Here is a 17,228-nt window from a genome sequence, read left to right on the forward strand (position 1 = left end):
TGTGTAAACCCACTACGTTATTCAGCGGCACTCTGGAGATAGGTGGCTGGCCGCCGATCCCCATATGGGGACGGTGCCAGTTGTAGTGGTGCAGCCATTGGGTCAGCACGGAATTGCGTTGGTCCGAAGAGGCGTACTCGCAAGCGTAGGCCCACTCGCGCAAGCTGGTCTGGATGAAGCGCTCCGCCTTGCCGTTGGTGCGCGGTGTGTAGGGCTTGGTCCGGATGTGCTTGATTCCAAGGGATTTGAGCAGCTTGGCAAAGGCGGTGGAGCGATAGCAGGCGCCGTTGTCGGTCAGGATCCGCTTGAAGGTGATTCCCAAGCTGGCGTAGTACTCCAGAGCGCTCAGCAGCGCTTGGCAGGCCGTTTCTCCCTGTTCGTTGGGGTGAACGCTGCTGTAGGCGAGCCGGGAATGATCGTCGATGGCCACGTGGACGTACCCCCAGCCGCCGCCGGCAGCGTTTCCCCGGCGTTTGGCATCGGTTCTGTGCCCAGGCCTCTGGAAGTTGCCCAGTTTCTTGATATCCAGGTGCAGCAGTCCTCCGGGCTGATCGTATTCGTATCGGATGACCGCTTTGGGCGGATCCAGCCGGCACAGCCGGTTGAGGCCGTGAACACGCATCAACCGGGAAATGGTGCTGTGGCCGATCCCCAAGGCCTTGGAAATGGTCAGGTAGGTGTGCCGTTTACGGCGGCGCTCCTTGATCTGCTCGACGACCGACGCAGGCGTGGCATGCGGCGTCTGGTGCGGGCGAGAGCTGCGGTTTTCCAGCCCCGACGCCCCGAACTCCCGGAATCGGGCCAGCCACTTGTAGGCCGTACGCACACTTACGCCACACGCTTGTGCTGCCTCCTCCGGCCGCAGGCCCTCGTGGAGGATGCGACGGACAAGAAGTTCTCGACTAAACGGCGTTAAACGGGCATTTTTATGGTTGTTCATCCGGGCTCTTTGGGATCTGGAGAGGTGTGGTAACCACCATTTTCCAGAGATGTCCCGGATGAACAACGTACAGAGAGATCACAAGGTGTTACAGGCCTCTTCGGCGACCTGCAATTTGAAACAAACCTCATATCTATTCATGCAAACCTCGGGGTCGGATTAGGTGTCCAACTCCCGGGGGTCACTTCACCATGGGGGCTCGTAGGCGCCTTGCTCGTGTGCGCAATCCTGCGCACACGGCAAGACCGGGGTTGGGCGTCCTGCCCAACCCGCCCGAGGCATGCCTCGGGCCCATGGCGCCTGCGGTCCTGCCAGCCCACACCGCCCCACCCCTGACAGTTTCCCGGTGACGGTGGGTAAACAGCCACTTCAATTGGGATCACTACGAACTGGTGGGTGGCTACCTTGGTGGCCACCAGGAGCGAAGCGACCGGCGTTTGATTTTGATTTTCTTTTTTCTTTTCCGTGGCTGGACGCCCCGGGAAACCGTCAGGGGCCGGGCGGGTGGGTTGCGCAGGGGCGTGAGCCGCATGGATGCGGCGACCGAGCTTACATGGACGTACTTGCAGCGTCCCCTGCGCAACCCACCCGCCCGGCCACCCACGGAATGCGCGCACCCCGCCCAGCCACGAGGGGCTGCGCCGTTGGCGGGAACCCCGTCGAGCAAGCTCGACGCTACGGAACAGGCTGTTACCCGCATGGGGCATGTCGCCGTCACCACGGCGTGCCATGCTGGCACCCTTGATTCCTGCCAGCGAGAACGCCCGCATGACCACCATCATCGCCCCGCGCGTGCACGACATCGGCGGCCTGGAAGTGCGCCGCGCCGTGCCCACGCTGCAGGCCCGCAGCATCGGTTCGTTCGTGTTCGTCGACCAGATGGGCCCGGCCATCATGCACCCCGGCACCGCCATCGACGTGCGCCCGCACCCGCATATCGGACTGGCCACGGTGACCTACCTGTGGTCCGGCGCCATCGGCCACCGCGATACGCTGGGCTCGGACCAGGTGATCCGCCCCGGCGATGTGAACTGGATGACCGCCGGCCGCGGCATCGCCCATTCCGAGCGCACGCCGCCGCCGGATCGCGGCCACGACAACCCGATCCATGGCATGCAGACCTGGGTGGCGCTGCCGAAGTCGCATGAGGAAATCGAACCGGCGTTCTACCACCACGCTGCGGCCACCCTGCCCGAGCAGCGCCGCAACGGCGTCTGGCTGCGGGTGATCGCCGGCCGCGCCTACGGCGAGGAATCGCCGGTGAAGGTCTTCGCCGATACCCTGAACGTGGCCATCGACCTGGACCCCGATGCCGAGATCGACATCGACAATGGCCACCGCGAACGAGCGCTGTACATCCTGGAAGGCCAGGCCCAGCTGGATGGCGTGGACATTCCCGCCCAGCACCTGGTCATCCCCGAAGCCGGCGCCATCGGCCGCCTGCGCGCAAAGACGCCGGTGAAGGCCATGCTGTTCGGCGGCGAACCGCTGGATGGGCCGCGCCACCTGTGGTGGAACTTCGTGTCAAGTTCCAAGGAACGCATCGAACAGGCCAAGCACGATTGGGAAGCCGGTCGCTTCGGCACGATCCCGGGTGACGACAAGGAATTCATTCCGTTGCCGCAGTATTGACGGCAGTCGAGCGAGCTCGGCGCCAAGGCCAGTGATGGTTACATCTGCAACCGCAATTTGTGCGATCGCTCACGTTCCGTTAAGGTCGGCTTGACCTCCCGTGCACGTGCCGGGAACGTCGGCATCCGGGGATGGGATGCCCGCGCCGCCGGTGCCATCGGCGGGGACTCTAGGCCACACCACCTTGGGGGAATGCATGAAGTTCGTGCCTGTTCTGTTGTCGAGCCTGTTGTTTGCCGCGGCCAACGCCGCCGCACAGGCGCCGGTTGACTGTCCTACGCTGCCAGCCAGCAGTGGCCTGCAATGGCAGCAGCAGGTGCAGAGCGATTTCCTGATCTGCCGCGCCAGCACCGCCGACGGCCGCGAAGTGCTGAGCCTGATGCTGAGCCAACGCGATCCCAACATTCCGCTCAGCCGCTCGCTGCGCGAGGAAAAGGGCAGCTTCGGCGGCGAATCGATGTACTGGTACAAGCCCGACCTGGGTGGCCAGCAGCCGCCCGGCTATGCCGAGCGCCGCATCAGCGTGGTCAAGCTGGACAAGGGCCGCTACGCGCAGATCGCCCTGTACCCGGGCAGCACCCAGGAAATGGGCAGCCTGCAGCAGCTGGCGCAGGGCATGAGCCTGAACCCCACTGCCGTGGCCGACGGCCGCTGAATGAACGCGGGGATGACTGCCTGGCAGCCTCCCCGCCGTCCCGCCCGGCGCTACCGCTCAGAAGCGGCCTTCCTGGAAATCGACGAAGGCCTGCATCAGTTCCTGCCGGGTGTTCATCACGAACGGCCCGTGGCGCATGACCGGCTCGCGCAGCGGACGGCCCGCCACCAGGATCAGCCGCGCGCCCTCGGCGCCGGCCGACACGTGCAGCTGCTCGCCACCGCCCAGCACGGCCAGTTCCTGCCGCGCCACATCGCGCGCCGCATCCTGCTCGCCCACGGTCAGCGCACCTTCGAACACGTAGGCGAAGGCGTTGTGGCCTTCCGGCAGCGTGTACGTCCAGGCGCGATCAGGCGCCAGGGTGATATCCAGATAGACCGGATCGGTGGCCGGCTGCGCGATCGGCCCTGCGGTGCCATCGACCGTACCGGCGATCACCTTCACCTGCACGCCGTCGGCCGGCTGTACCACCGGAATGCGCTCGGGCGCGAACTCCTGGTACTTCGGCTCGGTCATCTTGTCCCGCGCCGGCAGGTTCACCCACAGCTGGAAGCCACGCATCTGCCCGCTTTCCTGCTCGGGCATCTCCGAATGCACCAGGCCGCGGCCGGCGGTCATCCACTGCACGCTGCCCGGGGTCAGCAGGCCTTCGTTGCCGTGGTTGTCGCGGTGCCGCATGCGCCCGTCCAGCATGTAGGTGACGGTCTCGAAGCCCCGGTGCGGGTGCTCCGGGAAGCCGGCGATGTAGTCCTCGGCGCGGTCGGTGCCGAATTCATCCAACAGCAGGAAGGGGTCCAGATCCGGCAGCGAGGGGCCACCGATGACCCGGGTCAGGCGCACGCCGGCGCCGTCGGACGTGGGCATGCCACGGATCGTGCGCAGCACGCGCACCGGCTCGGGAAGACTCATGGCAACTCCTGTGGGATGGATGCCCATGAAGATGGACGCTGCAGCGCGGCAGGCCAATGGATGGCGCCGCAACCGATTGTTCCATTGCTGGTGTTTGCCGCGCGTCATGTCCGCCGCGCGGCATCGCCTGCGTTGTGTTCGACCAAAGTACTACCGAAGAAGGCTCCCGTGGACATTGACCCTGCCAAGGGCACGCGGGACTCTTTCACTGTCTTTCCGGGAGAGAGCACCTCATGAAAGGGTTTTCCAAACTGGGCTGGGCCGCACTGGCCCTGCTCGGCGCGTTCTGTCTGGGCACCGTCGCCCTGCGCCGCGGCGAACACATCAACGCACTGTGGATCGTGGTGGCCGCGGTATCGCTGTATCTGGTCGCCTATCGCTACTACAGCCTGTTCATCGCCAACAAGGTGATGCAGCTCGATCCGACCCGGGCCACCCCGGCGGTGATCAACAACGACGGTCTGGACTACGTACCGACCAACAAACACGTGCTGTTCGGCCACCACTTCGCCGCCATTGCCGGCGCCGGCCCGCTGGTGGGCCCGGTGCTGGCCGCGCAGATGGGCTACCTGCCCGGCCTGCTGTGGCTGGTGGTGGGCGTGGTGCTGGCCGGCGCAGTGCAAGACTTCATGGTCCTGTTCCTGTCCAGCCGCCGCAACGGCCGCTCGCTGGGTGACCTGGTGCGCGAGGAAATGGGCCAGGTGCCCGGCACCATCGCCCTGTTCGGAGCCTTCCTGATCATGATCATCATCCTGGCGGTGCTGGCCATGGTGGTGGTGAAGGCGCTGGCGGAAAGCCCGTGGGGCATGTTCACGGTGATCGCCACGATGCCCATCGCGATCCTGATGGGCGTGTACATGCGCTACATCCGGCCGGGCAAGATCGGTGAGATTTCCGTGGTGGGCCTGATCCTGCTGCTGGCCGCGATCTGGTTCGGCGGCAAGGTGGCGGCCGACCCGGTCTGGGGCCCGGCCTTCACCTTCACCGGTACCCAGATCACCTGGATGCTGATCGGCTATGGCTTCGTCGCATCGGTGCTGCCGGTGTGGCTGCTGCTGGCCCCGCGCGATTACCTGTCGACCTTCCTGAAGATCGGCACGATCATCGCCCTGGCCATCGGTATCGTGGTGGTGATGCCGGAACTGAAGATGCCGGCACTGACCCAGTTCGCCGCCAGCGGTGACGGCCCGGTGTGGAAGGGCGGCATGTTCCCGTTCCTGTTCATCACCATCGCCTGCGGCGCGGTGTCCGGTTTCCATGCGCTGATTTCCTCGGGCACCACGCCCAAGCTGCTGGCCAATGAAGCGCACATGCGCTACATCGGCTACGGCGGCATGCTGATGGAATCGTTCGTGGCGGTGATGGCGCTGGTGGCAGCCTCGATCATCGATCCGGGCATCTACTTCGCCATGAACAGCCCTGCAGCGGTGATCGGTGCCGACGCCGTTTCGGCCGCGCACTACATCACCAACACCTGGGGCTTCACCATCACCCCGGAACAGTTGAATGCCACGGCGGCGGCGATCGGTGAACCGACCATCCTGCACCGCGCCGGTGGTGCGCCCACGCTGGCGGTGGGCATCGCGCAGATCCTGCACGAGGCCATTCCCAGCAGCAGCGACGCCATGATGGCGTTCTGGTACCACTTCGCGATCCTGTTCGAAGCGCTGTTCATCCTGACCGCCGTGGATGCCGGTACCCGTGCCGGCCGCTTCATGCTGCAGGACCTGCTGGGCAACTTCGTGCCGGCCCTGAAGAAGACCGAATCGTGGACGGCCAACATCATCGGCACGGCCGGCTGCGTGGCGCTGTGGGGCTACCTGCTGTACACCGGCGTGGTCGATCCGTTCGGTGGCATCCAGACGCTGTGGCCGCTGTTCGGCATTTCCAACCAGATGCTGGCCGGTATCGCGCTGATGCTGGGCACGGTGGTGCTGTTCAAGATGAAGCGTGACCGCTACGCGTGGGTGACCGCCGTGCCGGCCGTGTGGCTGCTGATCTGCACCACGTATGCGGGCTTCATCAAGATCTTCGACAGCAACCCGGCGCAGGGTTTCCTGGCACAGGCGCACAAGTACCAGGCCGCCATTGCCAGTGACACCATCACCGCACCGGCCAAGACCGTGGCGCAGATGCAGCAGATCGTGGTCAATGCCTACGTCAACACCGGCCTGACCGCGCTGTTCCTGCTGGTGGTGGCCTCGGTGCTGGTGTATGCGATCAAGACCATCCTGGCCGCCCGTCGCAACCCGCAGCGGACCGACCGCGAGACCCCGTACGTGGCGCTGAAGCCGCACGAAATGGTGGATCTGTAATGAGTACCCAACTGGTTCCGGTAGGCCAGTACCAGGCGCACCGCCGCATCTGGCGGCGCCTGGTGCAGACCGCGCGGCTGTGCTGTGGCATTCCTGATTACGACAACTACGTCCGGCACATGCTGGAAAAGCATCCGGATCAGGAGCCGATGGACTACAAGACGTTCTTCCGCGAGCGACAGGAAGCGCGATACGGCGGCCGCAACGGCGGGCGCTGCTGCTGAGGTGCTGTATGGGTGCCGGGCTTGCAGCCCGGCGCCCGCAGAAGCCAGAGCAACTGCCACTGCGACTGCAAGAGCGTCGGCTCTGGGTTTCTGTTTGTTTGGCGGGGCGGTGTCGGATTGCGGGGACGCCGCAAGTCCCCCTCCGGGGCCCGGCCCAGGCGCTGGCGGCTGGGCGTTCGGGCGCTTGCGAAGCAGTGCTTCGCAAGCAAAGCGCCCTCACCCATGTAGGCTTGGCCGCCGCATCCATGCGGCGGACACCCCGCAATCCGACACCGCCCCACCTTCGACAGATTGCCGGTGACGGCGGGACACACGCGGGGTCAGATCCGTTTCCCGAAGGGAACGGATCTGACCCCATTTTGTTTGTCGATATCTGACAGAAGTGCCGACCAACGGTCGGCACCCACCTACAGCCGCGCGACCGAGCCTCCATGGACGGATTCACGGCGTCTCCTGTAACCGGCCCCACCCCGCCATCCCGCGGAATGCCCGCTGTTGCTGTTGCTTCAGTCGAGCATGGCTCGACTCTACAGCGGGTGCAGGGCTGCAAGCCCTGCTGGCCTAGTCCACCAGGGTGATGGGCGTGAGGGTGACCTTGGCGTTGTTCGCCGCGCCCATGCGGTCGGTGTAGCCCTGCCCGCGCTGCAGCAGGTAGAAGCTGTCCAGGTAATCGATATCGTTGGCAAACCACGAGGTCGGCATGGCCTTGAGGATCGCCCCGGCGATATCGGCAATCACCGCGTACTCGGGAGCGAACGCGCCCAGCGCCGTCTTCACCCCGGTGGCCAGGGCGACCAGCAGCTCCTGGTAGTTGGTATCGCCATCGTCTTCAAACAGCTGCACGTTGGCCGCGTTGAAGCGGTAGTTGCCCCAGATCACCAACGGCTGCTGGGGCGTGTAGTCGGTCTGGTCATGATCCAGCCACGGCATGTCCACCGTCATCATTTCCGGTTCGGTGGCGTCGACCTGCAGGCCTGACACGACCGCGAACACTTCGGCCGCGCCCAGCGCCCACGGCTCCTGGTCGTCATTCAGACGAATACGGTCCAGGCGGGTGATGTCCAGCGAGGCGCTGGCACCGTCGGCCGACAGGGTGATGCGTTCGGGTGACTGCAGCCCGCGCGCGCGCAGGCCCGCGTTGACCAGAGCCATGCCTTCCTTCACTGCACGGCGGGTATCCACGTCCACGATCAGCACGGGCACGTCCGGCGCCTGCCGGGCATCGAGCAGGTGCGCGCGGCCCTGTGCGTCGTACGCGGTCAGCGTGGTCCAGTCGCGGTCGTTGCCGCGTGGCAGGCTGGCCACCCACAACCGCTCCGGCGCGACCGCAGCCAGCGAGGCACCTGCAGGCACGAACGCCCGCAGCTGCAGCAGCCCCGGCCCCTGCTGGGCCAGACCCTTGCGCTGGCGCACCTGCTGGTCCTGCGTGGCCAGCAGCGTGCTGGCGCGGGTGCGTGCCTGCGGATCGAAGCGGGCCATCACCTGCTGCAGGGCGACTCCCTGCTCCGGCCCCGACTGCAGGGCAGCGCGCGCACTGGCGGCAAACCCCGGCTGGGCCAGCAACGCGGCAACCTCGCGCGCGCTGCTTTCGGTGATCGCCTGTACGTCAGCGCGCTGCGGTGTCAAAGGCGCCTGCGCGAAGGCGCTGCCAGCGGCAAGCACCAGGGTCAGTACTGCCGCACGAAACATCCGTTCTTTCGTCATGGTCATGCCTGGGCAGAGGCTGGCGGCTGCCAGCGGAAGTGCCCACGGTACGGAGCGCACCGGATCGGTTCCGGTATGCACCGCACAGTTCGTGCGGTTGCCGGGGAATGCGTCAGGCGCGGCCTGCGCATTCCCCCGGCCGGTTACGCGCCCGCCATCGCCTTCAGGATCAAGCCGGTGACGTAGGCCAGGCCGGTGCCGGTGGCATAGCCCACCGTTCCCAACAGCACGCCCACCGGCGCCAGCGACGGATGGAACGCAGCGGCCACCACCGGCGCCGATGCGGCCGCGCCAATATTGCCCATCGAGCCGACACCGAAGAAGAACAGCGGTGCGCGCACCAGGCGTGCCACGATCCACAGCACCAGCACGTGGGTGGCCATCCAGATCAGGCCCAGGACGAACAGCCAGGGGCGATCCAGCAGCGACAGCAGGTCCATCTGCATGCCGATGCAGGCAATCAGGAAGTACAGGAACACGGTGCCCAGGCGCGATGCACCAGCCGATTCCAGGCGCCGTGCGCGGGTGAAGCTCAGGCCCAGGCCGAAGGCGGTGGACAGCAGCACCACCCACACGAACTGGCTGTCCAGGCTGAACTGGCTGGACCAGCCGACGTTGGCCTTGAACCAGGCGGCCAGCTGCGCGGCAATGGCATGTGCCAGCCCCACCCCGCCCAGCGCCACGCCGACGATCACCATCAGGTCGGTGAGGGTGGGAATGCGCGAGTTCTGCGCTTCATAGGCACTGATACGCGCCTTCATCTCATCGATGGCGCGGGTATCAGCACCGCTGCGGGTGTCGATCTGCTGCGCACGGTTGGCCAGGAACAGCAGGATGGCCATCCACAGGCTGGCGCAGGCCACATCGACCACGGCGAACTGGCCGAAGGTGGTGGCGTCGGTGCCGAAGATCTCGCGCATGGCCACCATGTTGGCGCCGCCACCGATCCAGCTGCCCGCCAGCGCGGCCATGCCCGCCCAGGTATCGCCGGCCACGGTTTCCGGATGGATGAACTTCATCACCTGGAAGGACACGATGGCACCGAGCATGATGCCTGCCGTACCGGCGCAGAACACCAGGATCAGCTTCGGGCCGAGCTTGGCGATACCTTTCAGGTCGATCGACAGCGTCAGCAGCACCAGCGCTGCCGGCAGCAGCACGTCACGGGCGATCGGGTTGTACAGGGCGGTGTTGTGGCCATCGATCAGCCCAACGGTGTTGTAGATGGCCGGAATGAAGTAGCACAGCAGCAGGGCCGGCACCCAGGCGAAGATCTTCTTCAGCAGCGGGGTGGGGCCACTGGCGGCCCAGAAGATCAGGGCCAGGGTGGCAGCAATCAGGCCAAGGCCTACGATATCGCTGGTGATCAGCGCGGTAGCGGGTTCGGTCGGCATGGGATCCTCTGTCGATCGAAAGGGCGTGGAAAAAAGAAGTGCCGCATCGGTGCGGCACGGCCCGAGGTTAACATCCTCTTCACGCAGGGTCATGCTGCAGTGCCGGCCACCCTGCCCTTCCACAACGGAGCCTGTGCCATGCAACTGGGTGCTTTTTCAGTCAGCCTGTCGGTGAAGGACCTGGCTGCCTCGCGGTCGTTCTACGAGGCACTGGGATTTTCGGTGACCGGCGGCGATGCCAGCCAGAACTGGCTGGTGCTGCGCAACGACGGCATCGTGATCGGGCTGTTCCAGGGCATGTTCGAAGGCAACCTGCTGACCTTCAACCCGGGTTGGGACCAGCACAAGCAGGAACTGGCCGACTTCCAGGACGTGCGCGAGCTGCAGGCGGCCATTGAAGGCAAAGGGATCGAACTGGCCGTGCGCACCGACCCGGATGGACAGGGAACGGGCTATGTGCAGCTGGCCGACCCGGATGGCAACGTGATCCTGATCGACCAGCACGTGCCGCGGCCGAGAACGCGGTAATCCGCGCCGGTTGGCGGCGGCCGGGCGGCAATCCGCTTTGGTAGGCGTCGACCTTGGTCGACGCACAGCGTGCCAACCAAGGTTGGCACCTACCGGGGACTGGCGTGCCAACCAAGGTTGGCACCTACCGGGGACTGGCGTGCCAACCAAGGTTGGCACCTACCAGGGACCGACGTGCCAACCGGGGTTGGCACCTGCCAGGCGTTCTGATCAGGCCGGCCGCGATGCGGCGAAGTCGAGCGTGACCCGGGTGCCGCGTGGTTCACAGGGCTGGAACTGCAGCGTCCAGCCCAGGTGCTCGCAGAGACGGGCAATCAGTTCCAGGCCGATGCCACCGCGGTCGGCGCGCTCACCGCGGGCCAGGCGCGCATGGATCGCGGCGATTTCTTCCGGGCTCATGCCGTGCCCCGGGTCCTGCAGGGTCAGCACGGCCTGCGCGTCCAGGCTCAGCGCGATGTGGCCGCGCCCGCTGTTCTCGATGGCGTTGCGCAGCAGGTTGCCGATGGCCGCCTGCACCACCGCCAGCGGCGCAACGATATCCACCGCCGCCGCCTGGATGCCGATGCTCAGGTTCTTGTCACCCAGCAGGTGGCGATGGTCGTCGACGATCTCCGGCAGCAACTGGTCCAGCGCGATGCGCTCGGCACGCGAGCTCAACCGCGCCGGGTCGCGCGCCAGCACCAGCAGCAGTTCGATCAGCTCTTCCACGCCCTGCGCGGTGCGCAGCACCCGCTGCATCTGCTGGCGCGCGCGCTCGGGCAGGCCGGGCTGCTCCAGTGCCAGTTCGGCCGCGCCGGTCACGACCGCAATCGGCGTGCGCAGTTCATGGCTGGCCGTGCTGATGAACACCCGTTCGCGCTCGACGAACTGTTCATTGCGGTCCAGGTAATCGTTCAAGGCATCGGCGATGGTGTGCAGCTCGGAACTGCCACGCGGATCCACCTCGATGCGCTGGCCCTGCTCGCCAGGGCGCAGTGCGCCGATGTTGCGCGCCAGCAGGCTCAACGGCCGCACCATGCGCTCCATGCCGAAGGAGGCCATCATCACGGTGACGAAAATCATGATGATGCCGGCCAGCATCACCCAGCGCGTGGCGAACTGTTCCAGGTCGTGGAAATCGGTGATGTCCAGCGCCAGCGCAACGCGGCCCAGCGCAGCGGTATCGCGCACCATCACCGCTGTTTCGCGGTCATCGATCAGCACGCCGTCGTGCAGGCCGGGATGCAGCGTGCGCACACTCTCAGGCAGACCGGGCTGGCCGAAGCGATACAGGCTGAGCGTGTCCGAATCCTGCCAGTGATAGTCCGGCTCATGCCGGGTGTGTTCCAGGATGCTGTCCAGTTCGGAATTGAGCAGCGCACGCCAGGCGGCATGTTCGGCATGCTCGTGCACGTAGTTGCCGACGCTGAACACCGCCAGCGACAGCAGCGCCAGGTAGCCCAGCAGCCACCACACCACGCGCCGGTACAGCGGGCCGGGCTTACGCGCGCGGGGCATTGCTGTCGTCCTCTGCCGCCGGGCTCGCAGCCAGGCGATAGCCCACCCGCGGCAGGGTGTGGATCAGCTTGTCGGCGAAGGGACCGTCCACGCTGCGGCGCAGCTCATACACGTGCGAGCGCAGCAGGTCCCCATCGGGCGGTTCATCGCCCCACAGGGCGAATTCCAGTTGCTGCCGGGTTACCGCACCGGGGCTGGCGCGCATCAGCACTTCCAGCAGCTTGCGGCACGCCGGATACAGGTGCAGTGCCTGTCCGCCACGCTGCGCTTCCAGGGTGGCCAGGTCCAGCACCAGATCGGCCACCTGCAGGCGCTTGCGCGGATTGCGGCCCTGGGCCCGCAGCAGCAGCGCCTCCAGCCGCACCTCCAGTTCCGGCAGGGCGAAGGGCTTGGTCAGGTAGTCGTCGGCGCCAGCGCGGAAGCCGGCGATCTTGTCGGGCAGTTCATCACGGGCGGTCAGCATGATGACCGGCACTTCCGAACCGTGCTCGCTGCGCAGGCGGCGCAGCACTTCCGGACCCTCCATGCGCGGCAGCATCCAGTCCAGGATGACCGCATCGTAGGGATGGCTGCCGGCCAGGTGCAGCCCGGTGATGCCATCGGGGGCCACATCCAGCACGTGCCCGCGCGACTCGAAGTAGTCGAACAGATTGGCCACCAGCTGACGGTTGTCTTCGATCACCAACAGGCGCATGCGTAGCGGATCCACGGGAACTGGCCCCATGGTAGCCGTGCCCGTGTCGGAAAGCGGTCGGGATGGCGCCCTTCCGACAGGTTTCCCACGCCGCCAAGCGCAGCCTGTGGCTTTTGCCCCGGAGCCTGCCGTGCCCGACGCCCTGCCCCGCCGTTGGCTGCACCCCCTGCTGTGGCTGCTGGTTGCCGTTGCCCTTGCGGCTGGTTTGGGGCTGCGCCAGCCGCAGCCGCCGGATGAACCGCGCTTCGTACTGGCGGCCCGCAGCATGGTCGAAAGCGGGCAGTGGCTGCTGCCCCATCGCGGGGTCGAACTGTATGCGGAAAAACCCCCGGTGTTCATGTGGTTGCAGGCGGCCGCGCACCAGCTGGTGGGAAGCTGGCAGTGGTCGTTCCTGCTGCCGTCGCTGCTGGCGGCGCTGCTGACGTTGTGGCTGGTGGCGGACCTGGCCCGGCGGTTGTGGTCGCCCCGGCATGCGCTGTACGCGGTGGCCGCGCTGTTCTGCACTCTGCAGTTCGGCCTGATGGCCAAGCGTGCGCAGATCGACATGGTACTGGTGGCCATGACCACGCTCGCCCTGTGGGGCCTGCTGCGCCATCTGTGCGAACGCCGCAACCTGCCTGCGTTGTGGCTGGCCGGTGCCGCCGCCGGCGTCGGCACGGTGACCAAGGGCGTGGGCTTCCTGCCGCTGCTGATCGTGCTCCCCTGGCTTGGCTGGCGGCTGCACCGGCGCCACTTGGGACGGGCCGTGGACGGCCCGCACCCGGCCACCCTGCTGTGGTTGCTGCCGGCCTTCCTGCTGGGCACGGCCGTCTGGCTGGCGCCGCTGGGCTGGGCCCTGCTGCATGAGCCCAGCACCGCATTGCAGTCGTATGCGCATGAGCTTCTCTTCAAACAGACCGGCACGCGATACGCCAACGCGTGGCACCACCGGCAACCGGTCTGGTACTACCTGCAGGTGATGGCCACGCTGTGGCTGCCCGGCAGCCTGCTGTTGCCCTGGCTGCTGCGGCCGTGGTGGCGACGCCTGCGCCGCGGCGACCTGCGCCATTGGCTGCTGTTGGGATGGGCGGTGCTGGTCCTGGTGTTCTTCAGCGCCAGCCCCGGCAAGCGTGAGGTCTATGTGCTTCCCATGCTGCCAGCGCTGGCGCTGGCGGTTGCGCCACTGCTGCCGGGCCTGCTGCGCCTGGTGTGGGTGCGGCGTTACCTGTTCGGCTACAGCGCCGCGCTGATGCTGTGCACCGGTACGCTGGGCGTGCTGCTGATGAGCGACAGCGCATGGGCGCAGGCACAACTGGCACGACGGGCGATGCCCGAGACGTTGCTGCCGGTGCTGGGACAAGGGCTGTTGAGCTTCGCCATCGCCGTGGCAACGCTGGCCGTGTGGCTGCGGGTGCGCCGCGCAGGTCTGTTGGTGCTGCTCAGCCATGGCCTGCTGTGGCTGCTGTACGGCGGCCTGCTGATTCCGGCGCTGGATCCCTTCGCCTCGGCTTCGGCGGTGATGCAACGGGTTGGCCAGCGGATCGGGCCCGATGCCGAACTGGCGATGGTTGCCTGGCGGGAGCAGAACCTGTTGCAGGCCGATCGGCCGGTGCAGGAGTTCGGCTTCAAGCGCCCTTGGGACGAGCAGTGGCACTACGCGGGGCCGTGGCTGGCGCAAGCCCCGCACACACGCTGGGTACTGGTGCTGGACCAGGCCATGAGCCCCTGCGTGGACCGCGCGCAGGTGGTCGATATTGGCGTGGCCAACCGCAATCACTGGTTGCTGCTGCCAGGTACGGCCTGGAACGTGGATTGCCATGCGGCAACGGTCGGGATGTCGCAGGAGGAAGACTGAACGGATCACGGCCGGCGCCGGCAGATTAACCGGTCGGCAACACCGGTCCGACCCTTCTCCGACACGTTGCTGACCAGCATGGCCGCGATTCCCGCCACGGCACCGGCCCGCATGCCCGCACATCCTCTTGCCCCCGCACTCGCGATTGCCCCATCACGGCTGGGCTCGCGCTTCGCGCTGACCCATCTGTGGCTGCCGTTGGCCATTGGCATTCCAGCGTTCGCCCTGCTGATGGGCTTCGGCGGGGACCAGTGGCTGGCCGATCACCTGTACCAACTGCAGGGCGGGCATTGGGCCCTGCAGGAAGCCTGGCTGACCCGCGTGGCGGTGCACCAGGGCGGCAAGTGGCTGAGCACCCTGGCCGCGCTGGTCGCCATCCTGCTGTGCTTCCACCACTGGCGCCGCGGGCGTGACCGCACGCTGCGCTGTGCGCTGTTGTACGTGGTGGCCGCCGTCGCACTGGGCACCGGGCTGGTATCGCTGCTGAAGGCGCTGGTGCCGATGGACTGCCCGTGGGACCTGCTGCGCTACGGCGGCCACGATGCCTTCGTGGGTCTGTTCAGTCACCGCCCGCAGGGCATGCCGGCGCGTGCCTGCTTCCCCGCCGGCCACGCCAGTGCCGGTTATGCATGGCTGTGCCTGTACTTCTTCGCCCTGCTCTGGCGCCCCAGCTGGCGCTGGGTGGGGCTGGGCATCGGCCTGGCCGCCGGGCTGATGTTCGGCATCAGCCAGCAGCTGCGCGGTGCGCACTTCCTCTCGCACGATGTCGCCACCGCGCTGCTGTGCTGGCTGCTCTCGCTCGGGCTTTTCCTGGGCGTGCAGCGCTGGCTGGCGCGCCCGCGCCGGCAGGAGGCACAGGCATGAACGCATCGGTTGAACGCTCGCCGCGCCTTCCCGCGCTGGCATCGCTGCTGCAGTGGCGGCCGCTGCTGTCCACCGAAGCGCTGATCGCGCTGGCCTGCCTGTTCTTCGCCGTCGCAGGCAACGGGCTGTTCTGGCACAGCGCGATGGCCAGCCACCCCGGCAGCCTGCGCTATGCACTTTCGCTGCTGCTGTTGCTCCTGGGCGCGCATGGCGTGCTGCTGGGGCTGCTTGTGTGGCGCTGGAACGCCAAGGTGATGGTCAGCCTGCTGTTGCTGGTCACCGCGCTCGCCGCGCACTACATGGGGCGCTACCACATCTATCTGGATGCGGACATGCTGCGCAACGTACTGGCCACGGACCCGAAGGAAAGCCGTGAGCTGATGACCGCTTCGCTGCTGTGGCCGCTGCTGTGGCTGGCGGCGGTGCCGATGCTGCTGCTGTGGCGCGTGCAGCTGCGCAGCCGAAGCTGGACCCGCACGCTGCTGTGGCGCGCGGGCTTCCTGCTGCTGGCAGCGGCAACCGCGCTGGGCGGTGCATTGTTGTCGTTCCAGGATGTGTCGGCACTGATGCGCAACCAGCGCGAGGTGCGCTACCTGGCCACGCCGGCGAACGTGATGTTGGGCCTGCCGCGCGCACTGCGCAGCGACAACCCGGTGCAGCGCGCGCCGAAGCTGCCGATCGGCACCGACGCCATGGCGACGCCACGCGCGCCGACCAGCAAGCCGCGGTTGCTGGTGATCGTGATGGGAGAAACGCTGCGTGCGCAGGACTGGGGCCTCAACGGCGGCCGCAACACCACGCCCGAGCTGGCCCAGGCGCCGGTGATCAATTTCCCCGACATGCACTCGTGCGGCACCAGCACCGAAGTCTCGCTGCCGTGCATGTACTCGCCCTGGGGCCGGCATGACTACGACGAGAAGAAGATCCGCGCGCACCAGTCGCTGCTGCACGTACTGAACCGCGCCGGCATCACCCCGCTGTGGCGTGACAACCAATCGGGCTGCAAGGGCGTGTGCGAAGGTCTGCAGTTCCAGTCGCTGGCCGATGCGACCACGCCGGGACTGTGCGCGGATGGCCGCTGCATGGATGAAATCCTGCTGCAGGACCTGGCCACGCAGGTGCGCGCAAAGCCCGGCGACCGGGTGGTGGTGCTGCACCAGCTGGGCAACCATGGGCCAGCGTACTTCGAGCGCTACCCTGCCGCGTTCCGCCGCTTCACCCCGACCTGCGACACCCGCGACATCGGCCAGTGCAGCCGCGAACAGATCACCAACAGCTACGACAATGCAGTGCTCTACACCGATCATTTCCTGGCCCGGACGATCGGCACGCTGCAGGGGCTGGATGACTACGACACGGCGATGATCTACCTGTCCGACCATGGTGAATCACTGGGCGAAAAGGGCTTGTTCCTGCATGGCGTGCCCTACGCGATCGCGCCGGCCGAGCAGACCCGGGTGCCGATGACGATTTGGTTCTCGCCGGGCTTCGCCCGCAGCCGTGGATTGGATCTGCAGTGCGTGCGCAAGCGCGCGGTGGCCTACACCGACCATGACAATCTGTTCCCCTCGGTGCTGGGGCTGATGCAGGTGAAGACCGCACTGTACGAACGCGACCGCGACGTGTTCGCCAACTGCGCGCGGTAGGGGTATTTGTGGCAGGGCTTGCAGCCCTGCACCTGCCGAATCAACGTCAACGTCAACGTCAAAAGCGGGGTATCCGTGGGGTGGCGGGGCGGTGTCGGATTGCGGGGACGCCGCAAGTACGTCCGTGTAGGCTTGGCCGCGGCATCCATGCCGCGGACACCCCGCAATCCGACACCGCCCCACCTCTGACAGTTAGCCGGTGGTCAGTAGATCCACGCCATGCGTGGATGAAATCTGTCGGATATCCAAATAAATCTGGGGTCAGAGCCCGTTGCGCAGCAACGGGATCCGACCCAGTCATTCCGACAGATCGCAGGAAACTGTCGAAGGTGGGGTGGGTCCGGTCGAGGGGGCGTGAGCGCCATGGATGGCGCGACCGAGCCTACATGGAT

At 66.6% G+C, this 17,228-nt stretch carries 14 protein-coding genes; 8 read left to right on the plus strand and 6 right to left on the minus strand.

From position 1 onward, the window contains the following. On the minus strand, window positions 1-940 hold a 940-nt coding region (locus C1930_RS14645), incomplete at its 3' end, for an IS481 family transposase (RefSeq protein ID WP_108772610.1). A gap of 768 nt (window positions 941-1,708) precedes the next feature. Here C1930_RS14645 and C1930_RS14650 point away from each other — a divergent pair. After that, window positions 1,709-2,572: a pirin family protein gene (locus tag C1930_RS14650; RefSeq protein WP_108751630.1), complete on the plus strand. Its 864-nt coding sequence runs from the start codon at window positions 1,709-1,711 to the stop codon at window positions 2,570-2,572. Window positions 2,573-2,768: 196 nt separating this feature from the next. Beyond that, on the plus strand, window positions 2,769-3,227 hold the full coding sequence (locus C1930_RS14655) for a hypothetical protein (protein WP_108753807.1): 459 nt from the start codon (window positions 2,769-2,771) through the stop codon (window positions 3,225-3,227). A 57-nt stretch (window positions 3,228-3,284) separates the two neighbouring features. Here C1930_RS14655 and C1930_RS14660 read toward each other — a convergent pair whose 3' ends face one another. Continuing rightward, window positions 3,285-4,136, minus strand: coding sequence for a pirin family protein (locus tag C1930_RS14660; RefSeq protein WP_108772044.1), 852 nt, complete (start codon window positions 4,134-4,136; stop codon window positions 3,285-3,287). A 233-nt stretch (window positions 4,137-4,369) separates the two neighbouring features. Here C1930_RS14660 and C1930_RS14670 point away from each other — a divergent pair, with 233 nt between their 5' ends. Together C1930_RS14670 and C1930_RS14675 are read left to right on the plus strand one after the other, a co-directional pair. Further along, complete coding sequence (locus C1930_RS14670; RefSeq protein WP_108750721.1) at window positions 4,370-6,451, plus strand: carbon starvation CstA family protein; 2,082 nt, start codon at window positions 4,370-4,372, stop codon at window positions 6,449-6,451. Beyond that, window positions 6,451-6,675 (plus strand): CstA-like transporter-associated (seleno)protein, encoded by a 225-nt coding sequence (locus C1930_RS14675; protein WP_049467479.1) that lies wholly within the window; start codon window positions 6,451-6,453, stop codon window positions 6,673-6,675. Before C1930_RS14670 ends, C1930_RS14675 begins: the two co-directional genes overlap by 1 nt. A gap of 561 nt (window positions 6,676-7,236) precedes the next feature. Here C1930_RS14675 and C1930_RS14680 read toward each other — a convergent pair. After that, a complete protein-coding gene (locus tag C1930_RS14680) occupies window positions 7,237-8,379 on the minus strand; it encodes a DUF3103 family protein (RefSeq protein WP_159093619.1) in 1,143 nt (380 codons plus the stop codon). A gap of 143 nt (window positions 8,380-8,522) precedes the next feature. Then, entirely contained in the window at window positions 8,523-9,773 is a 1,251-nt protein-coding gene (locus tag C1930_RS14685; protein WP_108756876.1) for a DUF819 family protein, read from the minus strand. 138 nt (window positions 9,774-9,911) lie between these two features. Between C1930_RS14685 and C1930_RS14690 the strand changes: the two genes are divergently transcribed. Beyond that, window positions 9,912-10,301: a VOC family protein gene (locus C1930_RS14690; protein ID WP_108772046.1), complete on the plus strand. Its 390-nt coding sequence runs from the start codon at window positions 9,912-9,914 to the stop codon at window positions 10,299-10,301. Between the two features lie 210 nt (window positions 10,302-10,511). On the opposite strand, the gene C1930_RS14695 is transcribed toward C1930_RS14690, so the two are convergent. Continuing rightward, entirely contained in the window at window positions 10,512-11,798 is a 1,287-nt protein-coding gene (locus tag C1930_RS14695) for a HAMP domain-containing sensor histidine kinase (protein WP_108772047.1), read from the minus strand. Continuing rightward, window positions 11,782-12,492: a response regulator transcription factor gene (locus C1930_RS14700; protein ID WP_108753815.1), complete on the minus strand. Its 711-nt coding sequence runs from the start codon at window positions 12,490-12,492 to the stop codon at window positions 11,782-11,784. Before C1930_RS14700 ends, C1930_RS14695 begins: the two co-directional genes overlap by 17 nt. 130 nt (window positions 12,493-12,622) lie before the next feature. On the opposite strand from C1930_RS14700, the gene C1930_RS14705 reads away from it, so the two are divergent. The 3 genes from C1930_RS14705 to C1930_RS14715 all read left to right on the plus strand — a co-directional run bounded on the left by C1930_RS14705 (window position 12,623) and on the right by C1930_RS14715 (window position 16,836). Beyond that, window positions 12,623-14,326 carry a glycosyltransferase family 39 protein gene (locus tag C1930_RS14705; RefSeq protein ID WP_108772048.1) on the plus strand — a complete coding sequence of 568 codons (1,704 nt, stop codon included), beginning with the start codon at window positions 12,623-12,625 and terminating at the stop codon, window positions 14,324-14,326. A 111-nt stretch (window positions 14,327-14,437) separates the two neighbouring features. Then, window positions 14,438-15,190, plus strand: a complete 753-nt coding sequence (locus tag C1930_RS14710) for a phosphatase PAP2 family protein (protein WP_199912367.1) — start codon at window positions 14,438-14,440, stop codon at window positions 15,188-15,190. Continuing rightward, the gene (locus C1930_RS14715) at window positions 15,187-16,836 is read left to right on the plus strand and encodes a phosphoethanolamine--lipid A transferase (protein ID WP_108772049.1); all 1,650 of its coding nucleotides are present in this window, start codon (window positions 15,187-15,189) and stop codon (window positions 16,834-16,836) included. The genes C1930_RS14710 and C1930_RS14715 overlap by 4 nt, the downstream gene beginning before the upstream one ends. Window positions 16,837-17,228: the final 392 nt, after the last annotated feature.

This window comes from Stenotrophomonas sp. SAU14A_NAIMI4_8 (assembly GCF_003086695.1).
In the GTDB taxonomy this organism is placed as follows: Bacteria; Pseudomonadota; Gammaproteobacteria; order Xanthomonadales; family Xanthomonadaceae; genus Stenotrophomonas.